Origin of the sequence: Larkinella punicea, from assembly GCF_003334855.1 — a bacterium.
GTDB classification, from domain to species: Bacteria; Bacteroidota; Bacteroidia; order Cytophagales; family Spirosomataceae; genus Larkinella; species Larkinella punicea.
This window is the reverse complement of sequence record NZ_QOWE01000028.1, coordinates 1-15,766: the sequence shown is the minus strand read 5'-3', so window position 1 is coordinate 15,766 and position 15,766 is coordinate 1. Positions and strand designations below refer to the sequence as shown.

12 protein-coding genes are annotated in these 15,766 nt (G+C 54.1%); 6 read left to right on the top strand and 6 right to left on the bottom strand.

Annotated elements, in window-relative coordinates:
• The first annotated feature begins 115 nt into the window (after nucleotides 1-115).
• Complete coding sequence (locus DUE52_RS26970; RefSeq protein WP_114409199.1) at nucleotides 116-439, top strand: thioredoxin family protein; 324 nt, start codon at nucleotides 116-118, stop codon at nucleotides 437-439.
• 162 nt (nucleotides 440-601) lie between these two features.
• Here DUE52_RS26970 and DUE52_RS26965 read toward each other — a convergent pair whose 3' ends face one another.
• Together DUE52_RS26965 and DUE52_RS26960 are read right to left on the bottom strand one after the other, a co-directional pair.
• On the bottom strand, nucleotides 602-2,320 hold the full coding sequence (locus DUE52_RS26965) for a tetratricopeptide repeat protein (RefSeq protein WP_114409198.1): 1,719 nt from the start codon (nucleotides 2,318-2,320) through the stop codon (nucleotides 602-604).
• Nucleotides 2,321-2,462: 142 nt separating this feature from the next.
• On the bottom strand, nucleotides 2,463-3,857 hold the full coding sequence (locus DUE52_RS26960) for a chloride channel protein (protein WP_114409197.1): 1,395 nt from the start codon (nucleotides 3,855-3,857) through the stop codon (nucleotides 2,463-2,465).
• 351 nt (nucleotides 3,858-4,208) lie between these two features.
• Here DUE52_RS26960 and DUE52_RS26955 point away from each other — a divergent pair, with 351 nt between their 5' ends.
• Entirely contained in the window at nucleotides 4,209-5,603 is a 1,395-nt protein-coding gene (locus DUE52_RS26955) for a TIGR00341 family protein (RefSeq protein ID WP_114409196.1), read from the top strand.
• 14 nt (nucleotides 5,604-5,617) lie between these two features.
• Here the strand turns inward: DUE52_RS26955 and DUE52_RS26950 are convergent, their stop codons facing one another.
• Nucleotides 5,618-6,520, bottom strand: coding sequence for a LysR family transcriptional regulator (locus tag DUE52_RS26950; RefSeq protein WP_114409195.1), 903 nt, complete (start codon nucleotides 6,518-6,520; stop codon nucleotides 5,618-5,620).
• A 96-nt stretch (nucleotides 6,521-6,616) separates the two neighbouring features.
• Here DUE52_RS26950 and DUE52_RS26945 point away from each other — a divergent pair, with 96 nt between their 5' ends.
• Nucleotides 6,617-7,228, top strand: coding sequence for an NAD(P)H-dependent oxidoreductase (locus tag DUE52_RS26945; RefSeq protein ID WP_114409194.1), 612 nt, complete (start codon nucleotides 6,617-6,619; stop codon nucleotides 7,226-7,228).
• Nucleotides 7,229-7,348: 120 nt separating this feature from the next.
• On the top strand, nucleotides 7,349-8,935 hold the full coding sequence (locus DUE52_RS26940) for a Na+/H+ antiporter (RefSeq protein ID WP_114409193.1): 1,587 nt from the start codon (nucleotides 7,349-7,351) through the stop codon (nucleotides 8,933-8,935).
• A gap of 179 nt (nucleotides 8,936-9,114) precedes the next feature.
• Here DUE52_RS26940 and DUE52_RS26935 read toward each other — a convergent pair whose 3' ends face one another.
• Nucleotides 9,115-9,333 (bottom strand): hypothetical protein, encoded by a 219-nt coding sequence (locus DUE52_RS26935; protein ID WP_114409192.1) that lies wholly within the window; start codon nucleotides 9,331-9,333, stop codon nucleotides 9,115-9,117.
• 77 nt (nucleotides 9,334-9,410) lie between these two features.
• Between DUE52_RS26935 and DUE52_RS26930 the strand changes: the two genes are divergently transcribed.
• Both DUE52_RS26930 and DUE52_RS26925 read left to right on the top strand, forming a co-directional pair.
• The gene (locus DUE52_RS26930) at nucleotides 9,411-10,946 is read left to right on the top strand and encodes a hypothetical protein (protein WP_374755925.1); all 1,536 of its coding nucleotides are present in this window, start codon (nucleotides 9,411-9,413) and stop codon (nucleotides 10,944-10,946) included.
• A 214-nt stretch (nucleotides 10,947-11,160) separates the two neighbouring features.
• Nucleotides 11,161-13,797 (top strand): DUF7133 domain-containing protein, encoded by a 2,637-nt coding sequence (locus DUE52_RS26925; RefSeq protein ID WP_114409191.1) that lies wholly within the window; start codon nucleotides 11,161-11,163, stop codon nucleotides 13,795-13,797.
• 1 nt (nucleotide 13,798) lies between these two features.
• On the opposite strand, the gene DUE52_RS26920 is transcribed toward DUE52_RS26925, so the two are convergent.
• Together DUE52_RS26920 and DUE52_RS26915 are read right to left on the bottom strand one after the other, a co-directional pair.
• Nucleotides 13,799-14,392 carry a 2OG-Fe(II) oxygenase gene (locus DUE52_RS26920; protein ID WP_114409190.1) on the bottom strand — a complete coding sequence of 198 codons (594 nt, stop codon included), beginning with the start codon at nucleotides 14,390-14,392 and terminating at the stop codon, nucleotides 13,799-13,801.
• Nucleotides 14,393-14,455: 63 nt separating this feature from the next.
• Nucleotides 14,456-15,502 carry an Atu2307/SP_0267 family LLM class monooxygenase gene (locus DUE52_RS26915; protein WP_114409189.1) on the bottom strand — a complete coding sequence of 349 codons (1,047 nt, stop codon included), beginning with the start codon at nucleotides 15,500-15,502 and terminating at the stop codon, nucleotides 14,456-14,458.
• Between the last annotated feature and the right edge of the window lie 264 nt (nucleotides 15,503-15,766).

Sequence of the window (15,766 nt, the reverse complement as noted above, 5' to 3'; positions counted from 1 at the left end):
AAAGCGGCAATTTTGGGTATTCTGTTTAGAGTTTATGATTTCCGGGTTGATAGTTGGCCCGCATAGGCCGTTCTCGCATCGTAAATTTTACAACCGTAAACCATGAACTGAATTTATGAACTCGACCCTTTTTCGGCCCCTGATCGTTCCCGCCAAAACCGTGGTTCTGCTGGTGTTTGTCCCTAATTCCGGGTCGCAGCAGGATTCGGTTAATCAGTTGCTGGACCGGATCGGAGCGGTGTTGGGCGATCGCATTCGGATCACCCGCGTCGATCAGGTCGTTCATCCTGAAGTGGTCAGAAGCTTCGGGGTTCACCAGTTGCCATCGTTCATTCTGTTGAAGCAGGGCATCGAAATCTGGCGTCACAACGGGCTGATGGACGCCCGGGAGTTGATTCGTACCCTGTCGGTGCAACTCAAGGAAGACGGAAAGGAGTAGGTCAATCGCAATCTAGTAAGCGTAAATAAAGTGCCGCGTAAATTCTGACTTAGCTGTTCGGAAACGTACCCTGAAAGCGTGTGATGGGAAAACAAAACCCTGCCAGGGGTCTAAACCGCCCCGGCAGGGTTCCCATTTACCATCTTACTCAAACGTACTCAACTAGTTATTGTCGTCCGTAGCCGAGGCTTCCGGTTTTTCCTCTTCTTTTTTGGTATCCGCCACCATTTCCCGCTTATCGATGTAGTCCAGCAGTTGCTGAACGTTCTTGTTGGCGGGGTCCAGTTCCAGCGTCTTTTGCAGATACGGAACCGCCTGGGCGATGTCTTTTTCGCGGTAATACTGATAGCCGATAAAGCTGTTGGCTTCAATCAGGTCTTTCTTCGATACTTTGGACGAATCAGCACTTTCCAGAAAAGCCTGGTAATACGTAATGGCCCGCAGACCGGCGCTGTCGTCTTTCATGTACCGGTTGACGCGTGCCCGCCAGAAAGGCCCCCGGTCGTAGGTGGGATTGACCTCGGTCAGTTTGGCAAAAGCCGAGTCGGCTTTCGGCAGCAGCGTGCTGTCTTTGTTGATGGAAAAGCCGAAATAAGCACTCCGGCCCACGTTGTAATAATCCTGCCCCACCACGCGCTGGTTGTGTTGCTGCTTCCATTGGATGCCCTGTTCGTAGGCACGGGCGGCCTCGGCGTAGTTTTTGAGGTCTTTATACTGGATCAGGGCGATTTCGTCGAAGTAGTTTTTGGACGTGTCTGCCGTGGCTTTGTTCAAAAACACCAGTGCCAGCGAATCACTGACGGTCGTTGTGTCGGCGCGGTTGGCATAGGCCCGGCCCAGAGCCGCGTAATCCATCGTAAACTGGTCTTCTTCTTTCGATTCGTTCAGCACCTGTTGCATCAGCTCCAGGGCTTCGTCATACTTTTTGTAGTCGTCCGTCACGTAGGCGTAGGCATACATGCGCCGGACGGCGTTGCTGTTTTTCAGGAGCGACTGGTCTTTGATTTTGGCCAGGTAATCCATCATGTTCTTGTAATCTTCGCTCAGAAAAGCCAGCTTCGTGTAGCGCAGGATGGTGGAATCGGACGGTTCCGAGTTATCCACCATTTTTTTGTAGTTGTAGGCCGATGACCGGTAATTACGGCTCAGGGAGTACAGATCGCCCAGATTTTCATACGCTGGCGTGAAGGTCGAATCGACGCCGAGGGCTTTGACAAAATAATCTCGCGCGGTGTTGTAGTTTTTCGAACCTTTGAAAATATAACCGATGTTCGTCAGGACATCTGGTTGCTGCGCGTCGAACTGCAAAGCCGATTCATAGGCCGACACGGCTTCACCACCCTGGTTTTTCAGGCGGAGCGCGTCACCTTTCACGACATAATATTCGGCTTTTTTCTCCACTTTTTCGTTGGATAATACCTTGTCGATCAGCCGCAGGGCTTCGTCGGGATTCCGGTTTTTGTCGATGAGGATATTCATTTCGGCGAGCCGGTGGAGCCAGTCGGGGTGTTTGCGTTTGGCTTTTTTCTCCACTTCAGCCCAGATTGTTTTGGCTTCGTCGGCTTGTCCGCGCAGCAGGGCCACGCCCCCCAATCCGATTTTATTCAGGTAGTTCTTTTTTTCCAGATCCGCCCCTTTCTGGAAGGCCAGACGGGCTGAATCAGGTTGGTTGATTTGCAGGTAATACCGGCCCAGAAAGAAATAGGAATCGGGAGAAGGCTGGCTGGAAACGGCCTGCCGGTAGAGTTGACCCGCCTGCTGGGGCCGGTCGGACTGGAAATGGGTGATGGCCTGCTGGATCGTGGCATCGGCGGATTGTGCTACCGCCGTACTGCCCGCCAGAAGCGTTCCGATCAACGAGAATATGATGTGCTTTTTCATGGTGTTGAGCGTTTGCGTGGATGCATTTCACCGGGGAAATCCCGATGGGATGGACTGCAAATTGCATGAGAAAGCTAAGAACGGGCTTAATAAAACCTTAGAATTGCCTTAGAGCCTGCGGACGTCAGTGGCCGGAAAACCGTCAGTTTGCTTTCGGTGTCGTAGCCGGTTCATTGGGCATGGCCAGGTGGGTTTCAGCCAGAAATCCTTTTTTCAGGTGTTCATACATCGAGTGCGGATCGACCAGCGAGGCAATCAATTGCGCGGTCATGCCGCCGAGCAGCAGTGGGAAAATGGCGGAATGGCGGTCGGTCATTTCCAGCACCAGAATGGCCGCCGTGAAAGGCGAACGCACCACGCCGGTCAGAAAACTCACCATCCCGACCAGCACCACAACCGTGGTTTCCTGCTGGTCAATCGTCAATACGTGCGCGATCAGTTCGCCCAGAACGGCTCCGGCGCTCAATGAGGTGGCAAAGATTCCCCCGGCTCCCCCGCTGCTGTAGCTCAAAACCATGCCCATGATCCGGGCCGGAAACACGTACCAGGGCACCTCGCCGGGGTGGTGGAACAGCAGGTGATTGATGAGCGGTTTGCCGGTTCCGGCTGCATCGATGCCGCCCCAGTAAATCAGAGCGGCAAACAGGACGCCACAGCCGATGACCCAAAGCACCTGCTGCGGCACGGTTTTCCAGGTTTTCCGATATGCATTGATTTGCACCAGCAGTTTACCGAAGAGCGCTCCGGCCAGCCCGGCGATGAGCGCTGTGACAAAGGCCACGCCCAGAAATGACAGGCCGGTGGTGGGAATGGCGGGATAGCCGAGGTACAGATAGGAGCCCAGCAGGGCCTGCGCCGTCATCCCGGCAATGATGACGGCGGTGAAAACGGCGGTTCGGTAGAGCGTGATGTGCGTGTGCGTCAGTTCTTCTACCACAAACACGATACCGCCCAGCGGGGTGTTGAACGCGGCTGCTAGCCCGGCGGCTCCACCAGTGACGAGCACAATCTGGCGGGATAGCTGCGGCCAGCCCCTGGGTTGCAGCCGGTTGATGAGTTGAAAGAGCGAGGCCGAAATCTGAATCGTTGGGCCTTCGCGGCCGATGGCTCCCCCGCCGAGCAACAGAATCCCGCTGCTCAGGATTTTGACGATGGCAATCCGAAGGCTCAGCAGATACGAAATTTTGGTGTGATGGGCGGGTGTAGCCAGGTCGATGGCGGCCATGAGTTGCGGAATCCCGCTCCCGCGTGCGGCCGGAGCCAGCACCCGAACCAGCGCCCAGGAAAGCAAAAAGCAGAGTGGGGTGAGCAGAAAAGTCCAGGCCGGAATTCGCTGAAACCAGGTTTGAAAGGTGGCTTCTGACCACGCAAACAGGCGTTCGTACCCCACCGTTACCAGACCCGTCAGGAGTGAGGCAATCCAGAACGGAATGGATTGCAGCGTGGTTCGGCGGACGCGCTCATTGTAAATGGACCGGACAAAACGATTGTCGAAACGGGTTAATAGCTTCTGGTACAACGAGGGCTGGTTTTTCATCAACTATAGAAACGTTCCGATGGTCTGTTTTGTAAATCTGGAAAAAGAACGAATTTTAAACGCTTTCCAATCCAATAAGTTATTCATTGGGCTGAGCCCTCGTGCGTCGTTGAACGCGTCTTACCAACCTGGTTTTTGATCGATAGACAATCCAAAACGGTGGGCTGGTGATGATCGCCAAAGCTGTCGAATACCGATTAGGCCGACCTTAATACCGGATTAGATTTTGCTTAGAACCCGGTTTTTTGGAACAAAAATTGCGTTTTTTAAATAGATTCAACCCGGTTCCGGTGCTGCCTTGCTGGTAAAAGACCGACAGACACCGTTTTATCGCCTAAACCTACCGAAATAATGTTAACTGAAGAGCGGAATCAAGCCCGAAAACAACGAAGTTCGACCTGGACGCTTGTACGCCATTTTATCCGCGACCGGTTCAGTCTGGATGAGGATAAGGCCGATGAAGCCGAAATCATTCAGTCCATCAACCGGGGCATCGAGTTCAAAGGGACGAATCTGTGGGCGCTTATTTTCGCCATCTTCATTGCCTCCATCGGGTTAGATGTCAATTCGACGGCGGTCATCATCGGAGCCATGCTCATTTCTCCGCTGATGGGGCCTATTATGGGCATTGGATTGGGCGTGGGCATCAACGATCTGTCCCTGATTCAACGGGCCTTCAAAAACCTGTTCATTGCCGCCATCATCAGTCTGCTGACGTCCACCCTATACTTTCTGGTGAGTCCACTGCACATTGCGCAGTCGGAATTGCTGGCCCGTACCTCACCCACGATTTGGGATGCGTTCATCGCTTTTTTTGGGGGCCTGGCCGGCATTGTGGCGGGTTCGCGTCGGGACAAAATCAGCAATGTTATTCCGGGTGTGGCCATTGCCACCGCCCTGATGCCGCCCCTTTGCACGGCGGGTTACGGCATCGCCAACGGCAATATTTCGTACTTTTTCGGGGCTTTCTATTTGTTCCTGATCAACAGCGTCTGCATTAGCCTGTCCACCTTTCTGATTGTACGGTTTTTGGGGTATCACCAGAAGGAATACGCCAATCCGGCCATTGAGAAACGGGTTAGAAATACCATTCTGGCGGCTGTCCTGATCGTGCTTGTTCCCAGCACCTACCTGGGCTACCAGATTGTTCGGAAAACCATCTTCGAACAGGCCGCCAAACGGTTTGTGACCAATGAAGGGAATTTTCAGTATCGGCAGGTGGTCAATTATACAGCGCGTTACCAGCGGAATGCAAGCAGTATCGAACTTATGGTGGTGGGCGAACCCATGCCACCCGACTCGATTCAGCTCCTGAAAGCCAAATTGCCTGCCTATGGATTGGGAAATACCGCCCTGATCATCAGGCAGGGAGCGTTGAAAGATGCGGAAGTTGATGTCAACACCATCACGTCTACCGTCACCGACCAGATCATCAAATACAGCCAGGGGTCGATTGCCCGCAAAGACCAGACGATCGATTCACTCCGAAACTACATCGAAGCCACACAATCGGCCCATTTGCCGGTGGCCGATTTGCGCGACGAACTCAAAACCCTCATGCCCGACGTGCAGTCGTTCACAGCCGCACGGTCGCTGGTCATGAGCCGCACCGGTAACCGTCCGGATACGGTTTTGCTGGTCTACGCCAAATTTAGCCGCCGACACCGGCCCGCCGAAAAAAGGCGCATCGAAAACTGGCTGCGCAGCCGCACCAAGAGCCGAAAGATTAAATTGATTGTGGAATAGCCTCCTGGCTGAAGTCAGGCTACTGCATTCTTCTCAAAAATCTGCTGAATCCGGCTGATTTCGTCAGTATAGATGGTTTTTTTCCGGGTGCCGAAATACAGCGTGTTTTCAATGACGTTCGTTCCTTCCCAAACCAGTTTCACCAGCCCCCGCTCCATCTCGTCCCGGCACAGAAAATCCGGAATGATCGAAAAGCCCTCCCGGTCGCTCAGACAGCGGACAATGGAGCAGATGTTCGGCACAATGTAGTTGGGTTTGAAATCCGGGTGGCGGTTGAAATTCAGGTGCCAGAACCGCCTGAGATGATCCATGTCGGCGGCCGTGCTGTACCAGACCTGCTGTTTTAACCAGACTTCGGCTTCGCCAAACTTTTTCTGGTTCAGCAATGATTCCAGTTCGGCGGTTTGCGACCGGGCACCTCCGATCAACACAATCCGTTCTTTCGAAAACGGCTGGTACGTCAGGTTCGTCTGCGTGCCTTTCTGGGGCGTAATGATCAGATCCAGCAAGCCTTTGTCCAGATCGTGCTGCATTTCGGTGTATTCTCCAAACTTGATGATGACGTTGAACGGCAGCGTGGCGATGTGCGGTTCCAGCGTAAACTGAAACGTCTCGAAACACATGCCGATGCTGATGGTCGCCCTGCCGGTTCTGGAGCTTTTGTGAAACTGCTGTTCGGCGGCTTCCAGCTTGCTGATGGGCTCCAGAATGAAATTATACATGACTTTTCCGCGTTCCGTCGGCACCATTTTCCGGGCCGCCCGGTCGAAGAGTTTGTAGCCGGTATGCGCTTCCAGCGAATTCAGGTGCAGACTCACGCCCGGTTGCGAAATATACAGGGCCTGGGCCGCTGCGGTCAGTGAGCCGGTTTCGTAGATGGCCTTGAACGTCCGAAACCATTCCAGATTGGCAATCATAATCTATCAGTTTTATGATACAAAGCTACTACTTAACTTATTTTTATGATACTGATAAGGCCATTACTTTTGCATCGACATAAACGAAAAACACCTATGAAGAATATATTTGTGATCAATGGCGGTCAAAAATTTGCCCATTCGGGCGGGGCATTCAACCAGACGTTGACGGACTGGACCGTCGATTTTCTGCATCAGCATCCTGATTTTGCCGTAAAAGTGACCAACGTCAACGAGGATTACGACCCCGCTGAAGAAGTGAAAAAATACGTCTGGGCGGATGTGGTGATTTATCACACGCCGGTCTGGTGGTTTCAGGTACCCCACCGGCTGAAGGAGTACATCGACGTCGTGTTTACAGCGGGTCACCAGCAGGGCATTTACGTCAGCGACGGTCGTTCGCGGAAAAATCCGGCCATCAACTACGGCACGGGCGGGACGCTTCAGGGGCGGCAGTATATGCTCACCACGAGTTGGAATGCCCCGGAAGAAGCGTTTACACTGCCCGGCGAGTTTTTCAACCAAAAAAGTGTTGACGAAGGTGTTATGTTCGGTTTTCACCGGATGAATGCTTTCACGGGAATGAAGCCGCTGGAAGGTCTACACTTTCACGATGTGGAAAAAAACGCCAACATTGAACGGGATCATCAACGGTATTTGGCCCATTTGGAGCGGGTGCTGTTGAGCCATTCCTTGGTGGCTGCTTAAGGCGGTTTTGTGTAAACCGACCGGTAGATAGGTGGATGCGCTTGGAAGATCGATCAGGAGGGCGTAATTTGTGGACACCGATTCAGGTGTCTCCCCAACCATTCGATTAACTCCTTATTCATGCGTGACCTGGTTTTCCTCGGACTGGCTTTGTTACTGGGCATGGCTCTGCTCGCTACGCTGGCGCAGCGGCTGCGGATTCCGACGCCCATTTTTCTGGTGATGGGTGGTTTGTTGACCAGCCTGATTCCCGGTGTGCCGACGCTGACCATCGAACCGGATCTCATCTTTCTGGTGTTTCTGCCGCCCTTGCTCTACGAAGCCGCCTGGTTTATGTCCTGGCGCGAACTCTGGCGCTGGCGACGGATTGTGCTGGTGCTGGCCTTTGGGCTGGTCGTCCTGACGGCCACGGCGGTGGCCTATGCCTCGACGGCCCTCATTCCCGGTTTTACGCTGGCGTTGGGGTTTTTGTTGGGCGGTATTATCTCACCCCCGGATGCGGTGGCCGCGACCTCGGTGCTTAAAGGGGTTAATGTTCCCAAAAGCACCCTCAGTATTCTGGAAGGGGAGAGCCTGATTAATGACGCGTCCAGCCTGGTGGTCTTCCGGTTTGCGATGGCGACGGTGATTTCGGGCACTTTCGTCTGGCAGGAGGTTGGCCTGAATTTCGTCATGGTGACGGTCATGGGTGCGGTGATCGGCCTGGCCGTGGCGGGTGTGTTTTACGCGATTCACCGCTGGTTGCCCCTTCAGACCCGAATCACGATCCTGCTGACATTCATTGCCCCCTACATCATGTACCTGACCGCAGAACAGTTTCATTACTCCGGGGTCATTGCTGTTGTCAGTGGCGGGCTGTTTCTGTCGAACCACAGTTCGCGGCTGCTCAACCACACGGAGCGGGTGCAGGGGCTGGCGATGTGGGCAACGGTCATTTTTATCATCAACGGGCTGGTGTTTGTGTTGATCGGGCTGGAATTATCCGTTGTCGTGAAAGGGCTGGACGGCCATTCATTGACGGATGCCATTGGCTACGGTTTGGCGATCTCGGCCCTGGTCATCGTTGTTCGGCTGGTGTTTGCGCTGTTTGCGATGGTATTTACCGAAATCGCAGGGCGGTTTATTCCCGTTGCGGTGCGGAATGTGGGCTGGCGGGGGCCTGTCGTGTTGGGATGGGCGGGCATGCGGGGTGTCGTTTCGCTGGCGGCCGCCCTCTCCATTCCGTTGACACTGCCCTCGGGCGGCCCATTTCCCGAGCGATCCCTGATTTTGTTCATTACTTTCGTGGTGATTCTGGTTACGCTGGTGTTGCAGGGATTGACGCTGCCGCTGGTGATCCGCTGGGTTCATCCGAAAGAACTGATTCCGCGCCTGGCCGAAGAAAAGCAGGAAGCCACCATCAACCGCCAGTTGCACGAAGCAGCTTTGCGGGAACTCACACAACAATATGCCATCGCCGACAACCACCTGCTGGCGCAATTGAAAAGCCGGCTGGAAAGCGGGTTACTCCTGAATCAGTACGTTTCCTCCGACCGCGACGGTCCATTGCTGGCCGACTACAACGACGCCCTGGCCCGCTTGCACCGCATCAAACGCCAGGAACTGGAGCGGCTCCGGCATCAGGAGGAGTTCGACGTGGACGTGATCCGTAAAATAGAAGCACAACTCGATCTGGAAGAGGAAAAAAGCAATCACGCGATTCGGTAACGACACCCGTTTTCAAGCTGCTCTCTGCCCCCGTTAGGGACTCAACAGCGTAGCGTCGGTAGGAGCAGGCTGTCTCGTCCGCCCTCCGCTCCGTCAGGAGCTTAACAGCGTAGCGTCGGTAGGAAGTAGTCATCCCCTCCGCCCGCAGCGTGCCGTGAGGCACGCGACTGCTCCGGTTTTTACGAAACCGACACGACCAATTGCACCGGTTTTACCGGCAAAAGACTCTCACCAATACGGAATGCCGCCGTAAATTCCGCCAGTCCGTGGCTCCCGCCGTTGACGAGTTTACGCGCCTGCCGCAGGTCGTTTTCGAGCAAGGCTTCCTTGATTGGCCGTTCTTTCCGTTTCAGGAAAAGCGCCAGAATGGCCGCTGCTACGTCGGGTTTGTTGGCCATCACCGGCGGTGACGGGCGCGGGCTGATCTACGGCAGTCTGGCGGTGGCGGAGGAGTTGCGGAATGGCGTGTTTTCGGATGGCGAATGAACGCGCGATCGACACCTATCTGATTCCGTTTAACATTTTTACCAGTCCGCAATTCTCGAAAGCCTACAACGTCAACCCGGCCCTGAACAACCTGACGCATCATCACTTTATCGACGGCGATACGTCCGAAATCGTCAAACGCTACACCCGCGAATGCGTCACGCAGGTGCTTCAGGAGTACCCCGAACTGACCGGTTTTGGCCTGACGCTGGGTGAAGCGATGGGTGGGATGACGCCCCAACAGCGCGAAAACTGGATGAAGGCAACGATTATTGAGGGCATGCGGCTGGCGGGTCGGAAAACGAAACTGATTCACCGCATTCCGTTTTCCAGTACGACCGGGTCACTCGGCGTCACCAGCATCGATACGGAAAAACTCACCCGGAAATCCATCGAAGCCGAGGGGGCCTTGCCGTTTATTGAGGGGCCGATCTGGGCGGATTTGAAATACAACTGGTCGCACGCCCATTCGACGCCGAAACTGGTGAAACTCCACGGCGGCAAGCTATACGATACCTATTTTGTGCCAGACCCGAAAGCCTATAAAATTACCTGGACGGCCCGGAATGAAGACTTTTTCTGCCTGCGGTGGGGCGTTCCCGATTTCGTCCGGGCGCATTTGGCCGCCAACCGGCAGTCGTACGTGGGTGGTTATTTTCTGGGTTCGGAAACCTACATTCCGGCGAAAGATTACTTCACAAAACCCGGTGGCCCGGTCGACTGGAAGTACGCATTTGAACGGCAATGGTTGTTTTACAAACTCTGGGGGCGGCTTTTGTACAATCCGGCCACACCGGATGCGGTTTTCAAGGCCGAGTTCACCCGGCGTTACGGCCCATCGGCGAGCGGTTTGCTGGAAGCCTACGCGCTGGCGTCGTCCACCCCCTTGCGGCTGGCTTCGCTGTTCGATTTTACCTGGGACTTTTCGCTGTATAGTGAGGGCATGCTGGCGCACGATGCAAAGAAAAACGTCGCTTACATTTCCGCCGACCGACTCCTGACCCAACCCGTGCTTGATCCTGATTATGTGTCGGCCAGCGATTATGTAAAAACCGTCATCGCCGGTGGTGGTTTTGAATCCACAAAAATAACCCCGCCGAAACTGGCTCAGATGCTGGAAAAGGATGGTCAGAAAGCCCTGCAATTGGTCAAAACCATCAACACATCAGCCAATCGCTCGCTGCACTACGAGGTGGCCGATGTGCAGGTTTGGGCCAATCTGGGTTTCCATTTGGCCGAAAAGCTGAAGGGTGCCGTTGCATTACAAACCTACCGAACCCAGGGTGGTGAGTCGAATAAACAGGCTGCGGTAACTCATCTGGAAGCCGCTTTGCGGTATTGGGATGCTGTCGTTGCCATCACCCGACCGTTGTACAATGACATGCCGCTGGTTCATTTTACCGAACAGAAAGGCAGCACCTGGGAGCAAAATGAAACGCTCCGGTTTCATTGGGAGAAACTGCGGGGCGAGGTCGCGAACGACGTTGAAATCGCTAGAAATGCAGCGTTTAACCCGGAAAAATAAGGTGCGTTTTTGGTTCCAGCCCAGGGTTGAAACCGGGGGCTGGGAAACAACACCATAAACATAGACAGGAGGATTGATTATTTGAAATAGTGGTCCGCAAAACGAAATCAGGTGCCGGAAATAGCGGTTTTTGCCATTTTTATTTATCCGTAAAGTAAACGTACTTCGTATTTGATTTTGCGGCACCTCCGAGAAACGTTTTAAAAAGAAAACCATGTTAAAAATTTCCTTAAGTCTGGTCTATAGTGTCCTGATCCTGATGGGGTTGGTTGGACAACTGGGCAATTCTGAAACCAAACTACTCCAAAAATCTACGAATCGGGCGGTTGCTTCTGCCGACCCGGATGAACTGGTAATTACGAATTTTGCCGGTCCCGACCTGACGCCCAGCCCGTCCTGCCTCGCCGTAGCCCCGACCGGCGAAGTCTATGTCGGTGTAGACATGATTGGGTCGCTGGGCAAAACGCCGGGCAAGGGCTACATCATCAAACTGGTTGATAGCAACAGTGATGGCAAAGTTGACCGGCACACCAAATTTGCGATGGCCGACAACCCCCGCGGCATTATCGCCCAAGGGGATCAGGTGTTCGTCCTGCACACAACGTTTTCGGCCGAAACCGGGATTGCCACTGGCATGGATCTGGTGGTTTTCGAAGATAAAAACCACGACGGCGTGGCCGACGGCCCGTCAAAACCGCTGATTCAAAACATTAGCTCACCCAAATTTCTGCAAAGCCGGGGCACCGATCACTCGACCAACGGCATCCGGATGGGAATCGACGGCTGGATTTACATTGCCGTCGGCGACTTTGGCTTCCACGGCGCCGTGGACCGGAGCGGAAAGAAATTGACCCAACTCGGCGGGGGCATCGTGCGGGTGCGACCCGATGGAACCGAAATGGAAGTGTATTCGCACGGGATGCGGAACATCTACGACGTGGCCATCGACCCGTATATGAATATTTTTACCCGCGACAACACCAACGATGGCGGGGGTTGGAACATCCGGTTTAGCCACCAGATTCAATCCGGGGAATACGGTTATCCGGTTCTTTTTAAGGGTTTTACGGATGAAATCATTCCCGCGCTGGTCGATGTGGGTGGTGGCTCCGGTACGGGTTCGCTGTTCATGGATGATCCGACCTGGCCGGAAAAATACAACCACGTGCCGATGATGGCCGACTGGGGAAGAAGCCAGCTTTATATTCACCGCGTGACGCCGGATGGTCCAAGTTTTACGCAAAAAGAAGAAGAATTTATCAAATTGCCGCAAATCACCGATGTGGACGTCGACGCGTCGGGCCGGATGTATCTGTCGGCCTGGGACGGTGCGGGCTATTCCGGCAATCCGGCCAAAGGCTACGTGGTGCGGGTTGTGCCGAAAAGCTGGTCGTACAAAGCGTTTGCGGATGTGAAAAAAGCATCGGTGAAAGAGCTGGTCGCCTTGTTGAAATCCGGGAGTGCCGTGGCCCGTTTGGCGGCCCAACAGGAATTGCTAACCCGCCCGAAAGACGCGGCCGATGCCTCCTGGAAACTGGCCGCCGACAAAAGCCTGCCGCTGTACGTCCGGGTGGCCGGCATTTTTACGTACGCGCAGGCGGCCGGAGCCAACGGAATTGCCAATCTGGTCAAACTGACCTCGGAAGCCGACGTTCGGGAGTTCGCGTTGAAAGCCCTGGCCGACCGGAAACCGAACCTCCAAACCGTGCCCATCGAACCGTTCCTTCAGGGATTGAAAGATCCTTCGGAGCGGGTGCGGCTGGCGGCCATCGTCGGTTTGGGGCGTTTGGGACGGATCGAAGCCGCTCCGGCCTTGTTGCAGGTGAAAGTGCCTGCTTCCTTCGTCGCCCCGGCGAAAGGCACGGAAGGCCCGCACGCGACGCCAAATGCCGCCATTGTTCCTCCGCACCTGGCGGTTCGGGCGTTGGTGAGCCTGAATGCCGTCGATGCGTGTGTGAATGCCATCGGCACCGAAAATTCGACGATTGCCCTCTGGGCGCTGCGGTATATGCACGATCCGAAAGCCGCCACCGGTTTGATTGCTGCTTACAAAAATGCGAAGGATGAAACCCTGAAAAAGCAGATTCTGACGACTTTATCCCGGCTTTACAAAAAGGAAGCGGATTACGACGGTTCGTGGTGGTGGAGTACCCGGCCCGATACGCACGGCCCTTATTACAAGGGGATTACGTGGGAATCGTCACCGGCGATCAAAGACTTGCTGATGCAGGAATGGACGAAAGCGGATGCGTCAGGCAAGCAATTTTTTGCCGATTTGAACGGACGGCACCGGATGGAAATCACCGAGTTTGGCGGGGAAGAGGTTGTGGCAGCCAATGAAGAAACCAAAGTGGATCTGGAAAAAATCAGAAACCAGAAAGGGCAGGTTGGCAAAGCGTCGATTGAGGACGTGATGCTGGCGATGGCGAAAATCAAGGGCGATGCGGCCCTCGGAAAAACGCTGTTTACCCAGCAGGGCTGTATTGCCTGCCACAGCCTGAGCAAAAGCGAGCCGATGAAAGGGCCGTTTATGGGACAGATTGGCTCGATCATGAACCGCGAACAGATCGCCGAGTCGATTCTGAAACCCAATGCTTCGATCTCGCAGGGCTTCGCCACGGTGTTGATCACGGCCAAAGGCAATAAGAGCTATATGGGTTTTGTTTCCGAAGAATCGGCCAGCAAGGTGGTGATGCGCAACATTACCGGCGAAGTGTTCACCATCAAAACCAGCGATATTCTGACGCGGAAAGAACAGGAAACCTCGATGATGCCGTCGGGCCTGGCCAACGCCCTGTCGTACGAAGAATTCGCGTCATTAATCACGTTCCTGTCGCAGCAGAAGAAATAGCCTAATTCACTTTTAACCAGCCGGTTATACTCATCCGGGGTTTATTGGTCCGGAGGACTTCGTGTTCCAATTCGTTACTCTTAAAAAAGACGATTTTGCCGTTTACCGGGGCGATGTGTTGTATGGTATCGCCCCGGTGAATGCACAATTCGCCACCGTCATCTTCCTGCCAGTCGGCGTTTAAATACAGGATCATCGAATACTTCCGGCTGTCGTTGTTGCGAAACTGATCGAGGTGTTTCTGGTAAAAACTGCCCGTTTCGTACAGCGTATAGTGAAATTCGTAGCCTGTAATACCCGTGTAACAGGTCTGGTTTAAATGACGGACAAACCGGTCCATCAGGTCAAAAAAATCATTTTCGTAGCGGTCATTGTGCTGGCGATCCAGCCAGTAAATCAGGTCGCTGCGAACCCGTTTATTCTGCACAACCTGGCCGTCGCTGCCGGTACCTGCCGACCGAAGCCGGTTTTCGGCGTACAGCGTGGTCAGATTTTCTTTCAGATGAGCCGCCAGCGCGTCACTTAAAAAATGGTCGGCGATGCCGACGTTATGGTCAATAAAACTTGTGATGAGGGAATCAAAGATTGTTTGCAAACCGGAGGGGAGCACTGCGCCCGTATTCCGGTGAAGGTACGTCTAATTCCCGGCAATTAAGGTTTAAACCGGCTCGGGCGTTCGTAAGGCTTTCCGAACGGCTGGTGCCACTTTGGTTCCGAACAATTCGATCGCGCGAAGCACTTTACTGTGCGGAAGCTGATGACTGCCAATGAGTTGGGCCAGATACCGGGTGTTCTGAAACAATTCGTGAAAGTGCAGAATCTTGTCGATGGCTTGCTGCGGACTGCCCACCAGCAGCGGCCCGGACTGGCGCATGTACTCGAAATGCTCCCGGCCAATGGGCGACCAGCCCCGTTCGCGACCAATGCGGTTCATCATCTGTTCGTAGGATGGAAACAGTTCGTCAGAAGCCTGTTGTGAATTGTCGGCCAGATAAAAATGTGAGTTGATCGCCAGCGGTAATTTCGCAACGTCATGACCGGCTTTCTGCGCCGACTGCCGGAACAAATTGACAAACGGCACAAACCGGTCGGGCGAGCCGCCCAGCATCGCCAGCGTCATGGGCAGGTTCATCGTACCCGCCCGAACGGCGGATGCGGGCGTGCCACCAACGGCCAGCCAGATCGGGAGCGATTCCTGATACGGACGCGGATAAACGCCCAGGTTGCGGATGGCGGCCCGGTGTTTACCCTGCCAGTTGACGATTTCGCTTTGGTTGATCGCCACCAGCAGGTCCAGTTTTTCGGTAAACAGCTCGTCGTAATCCTTCAGGTCGTAGCCAAACAGCGGAAAGGATTCGATGAACGAACCGCGCCCGGCCATGATCTCGGCCCGGCCGTTGGAAATGAGATCCAGCGAAGCGAAATTCTGGAACACCCGAACCGGATCGGCTGAACTCAAAACCGTGACGGAACTCGACAGCCGGATATTTTTCGTGAGGGAGGCTGCGGCTGCCAGAATGACCTCCGGGGCCGAAACCATAAAATCCGGCCGGTGGTGTTCGCCGAGGGCAAAGACGTCCAGCCCCACTTCGTCGGCCAGTTTAATTTCTTCCAGCAATTGCTGCATCCGCTGGTGGGCGTTGACGGCTTTTCCGGCCACGCCATCGGGCTGTACTTCGCCAAAACTGCTAATACCTAATTCCATGGTTATTCAGTTAAAAAAGTATACGTCGTAAAAAGCAGACCGCCCCAAACCGGTTTGTTGAATTCAGAAGCAGTTCCGTGTTGTTATTAACAGAAACTATGAGACTTACTACTTGACTGTGAGTTAATTACGTGCCATCATACCTTTGTTCGACACCCTCTTTGATTACCATTAACCGAATTATCTTTGGTAGTCACTCGGCTAAGCGGTGGGGGATGGATAAAAACAGCAGTGCCTTAGGTGCTTCACACCGTTACCTATGTG

Coding starts and splice junctions, on each gene's coding strand:
- DUE52_RS26940 (WP_114409193.1), top strand. CDS start 7,349: ATGCGTGACCTGGTTTTCCTCGGACTGGCTTTGTTACTGGGCATGGCT.
- DUE52_RS26915 (WP_114409189.1), bottom strand. CDS start 15,502: ATGGAATTAGGTATTAGCAGTTTTGGCGAAGTACAGCCCGATGGCGTG.
- DUE52_RS26960 (WP_114409197.1), bottom strand. CDS start 3,857: ATGAAAAACCAGCCCTCGTTGTACCAGAAGCTATTAACCCGTTTCGAC.
- DUE52_RS26970 (WP_114409199.1), top strand. CDS start 116: ATGAACTCGACCCTTTTTCGGCCCCTGATCGTTCCCGCCAAAACCGTG.
- DUE52_RS26955 (WP_114409196.1), top strand. CDS start 4,209: ATGTTAACTGAAGAGCGGAATCAAGCCCGAAAACAACGAAGTTCGACC.
- DUE52_RS26950 (WP_114409195.1), bottom strand. CDS start 6,520: ATGATTGCCAATCTGGAATGGTTTCGGACGTTCAAGGCCATCTACGAA.
- DUE52_RS26965 (WP_114409198.1), bottom strand. CDS start 2,320: ATGAAAAAGCACATCATATTCTCGTTGATCGGAACGCTTCTGGCGGGC.
- DUE52_RS26925 (WP_114409191.1), top strand. CDS start 11,161: ATGTTAAAAATTTCCTTAAGTCTGGTCTATAGTGTCCTGATCCTGATG.
- DUE52_RS26930 (WP_374755925.1), top strand. CDS start 9,411: ATGGCGAATGAACGCGCGATCGACACCTATCTGATTCCGTTTAACATT.
- DUE52_RS26935 (WP_114409192.1), bottom strand. CDS start 9,333: ATGGCCAACAAACCCGACGTAGCAGCGGCCATTCTGGCGCTTTTCCTG.
- DUE52_RS26945 (WP_114409194.1), top strand. CDS start 6,617: ATGAAGAATATATTTGTGATCAATGGCGGTCAAAAATTTGCCCATTCG.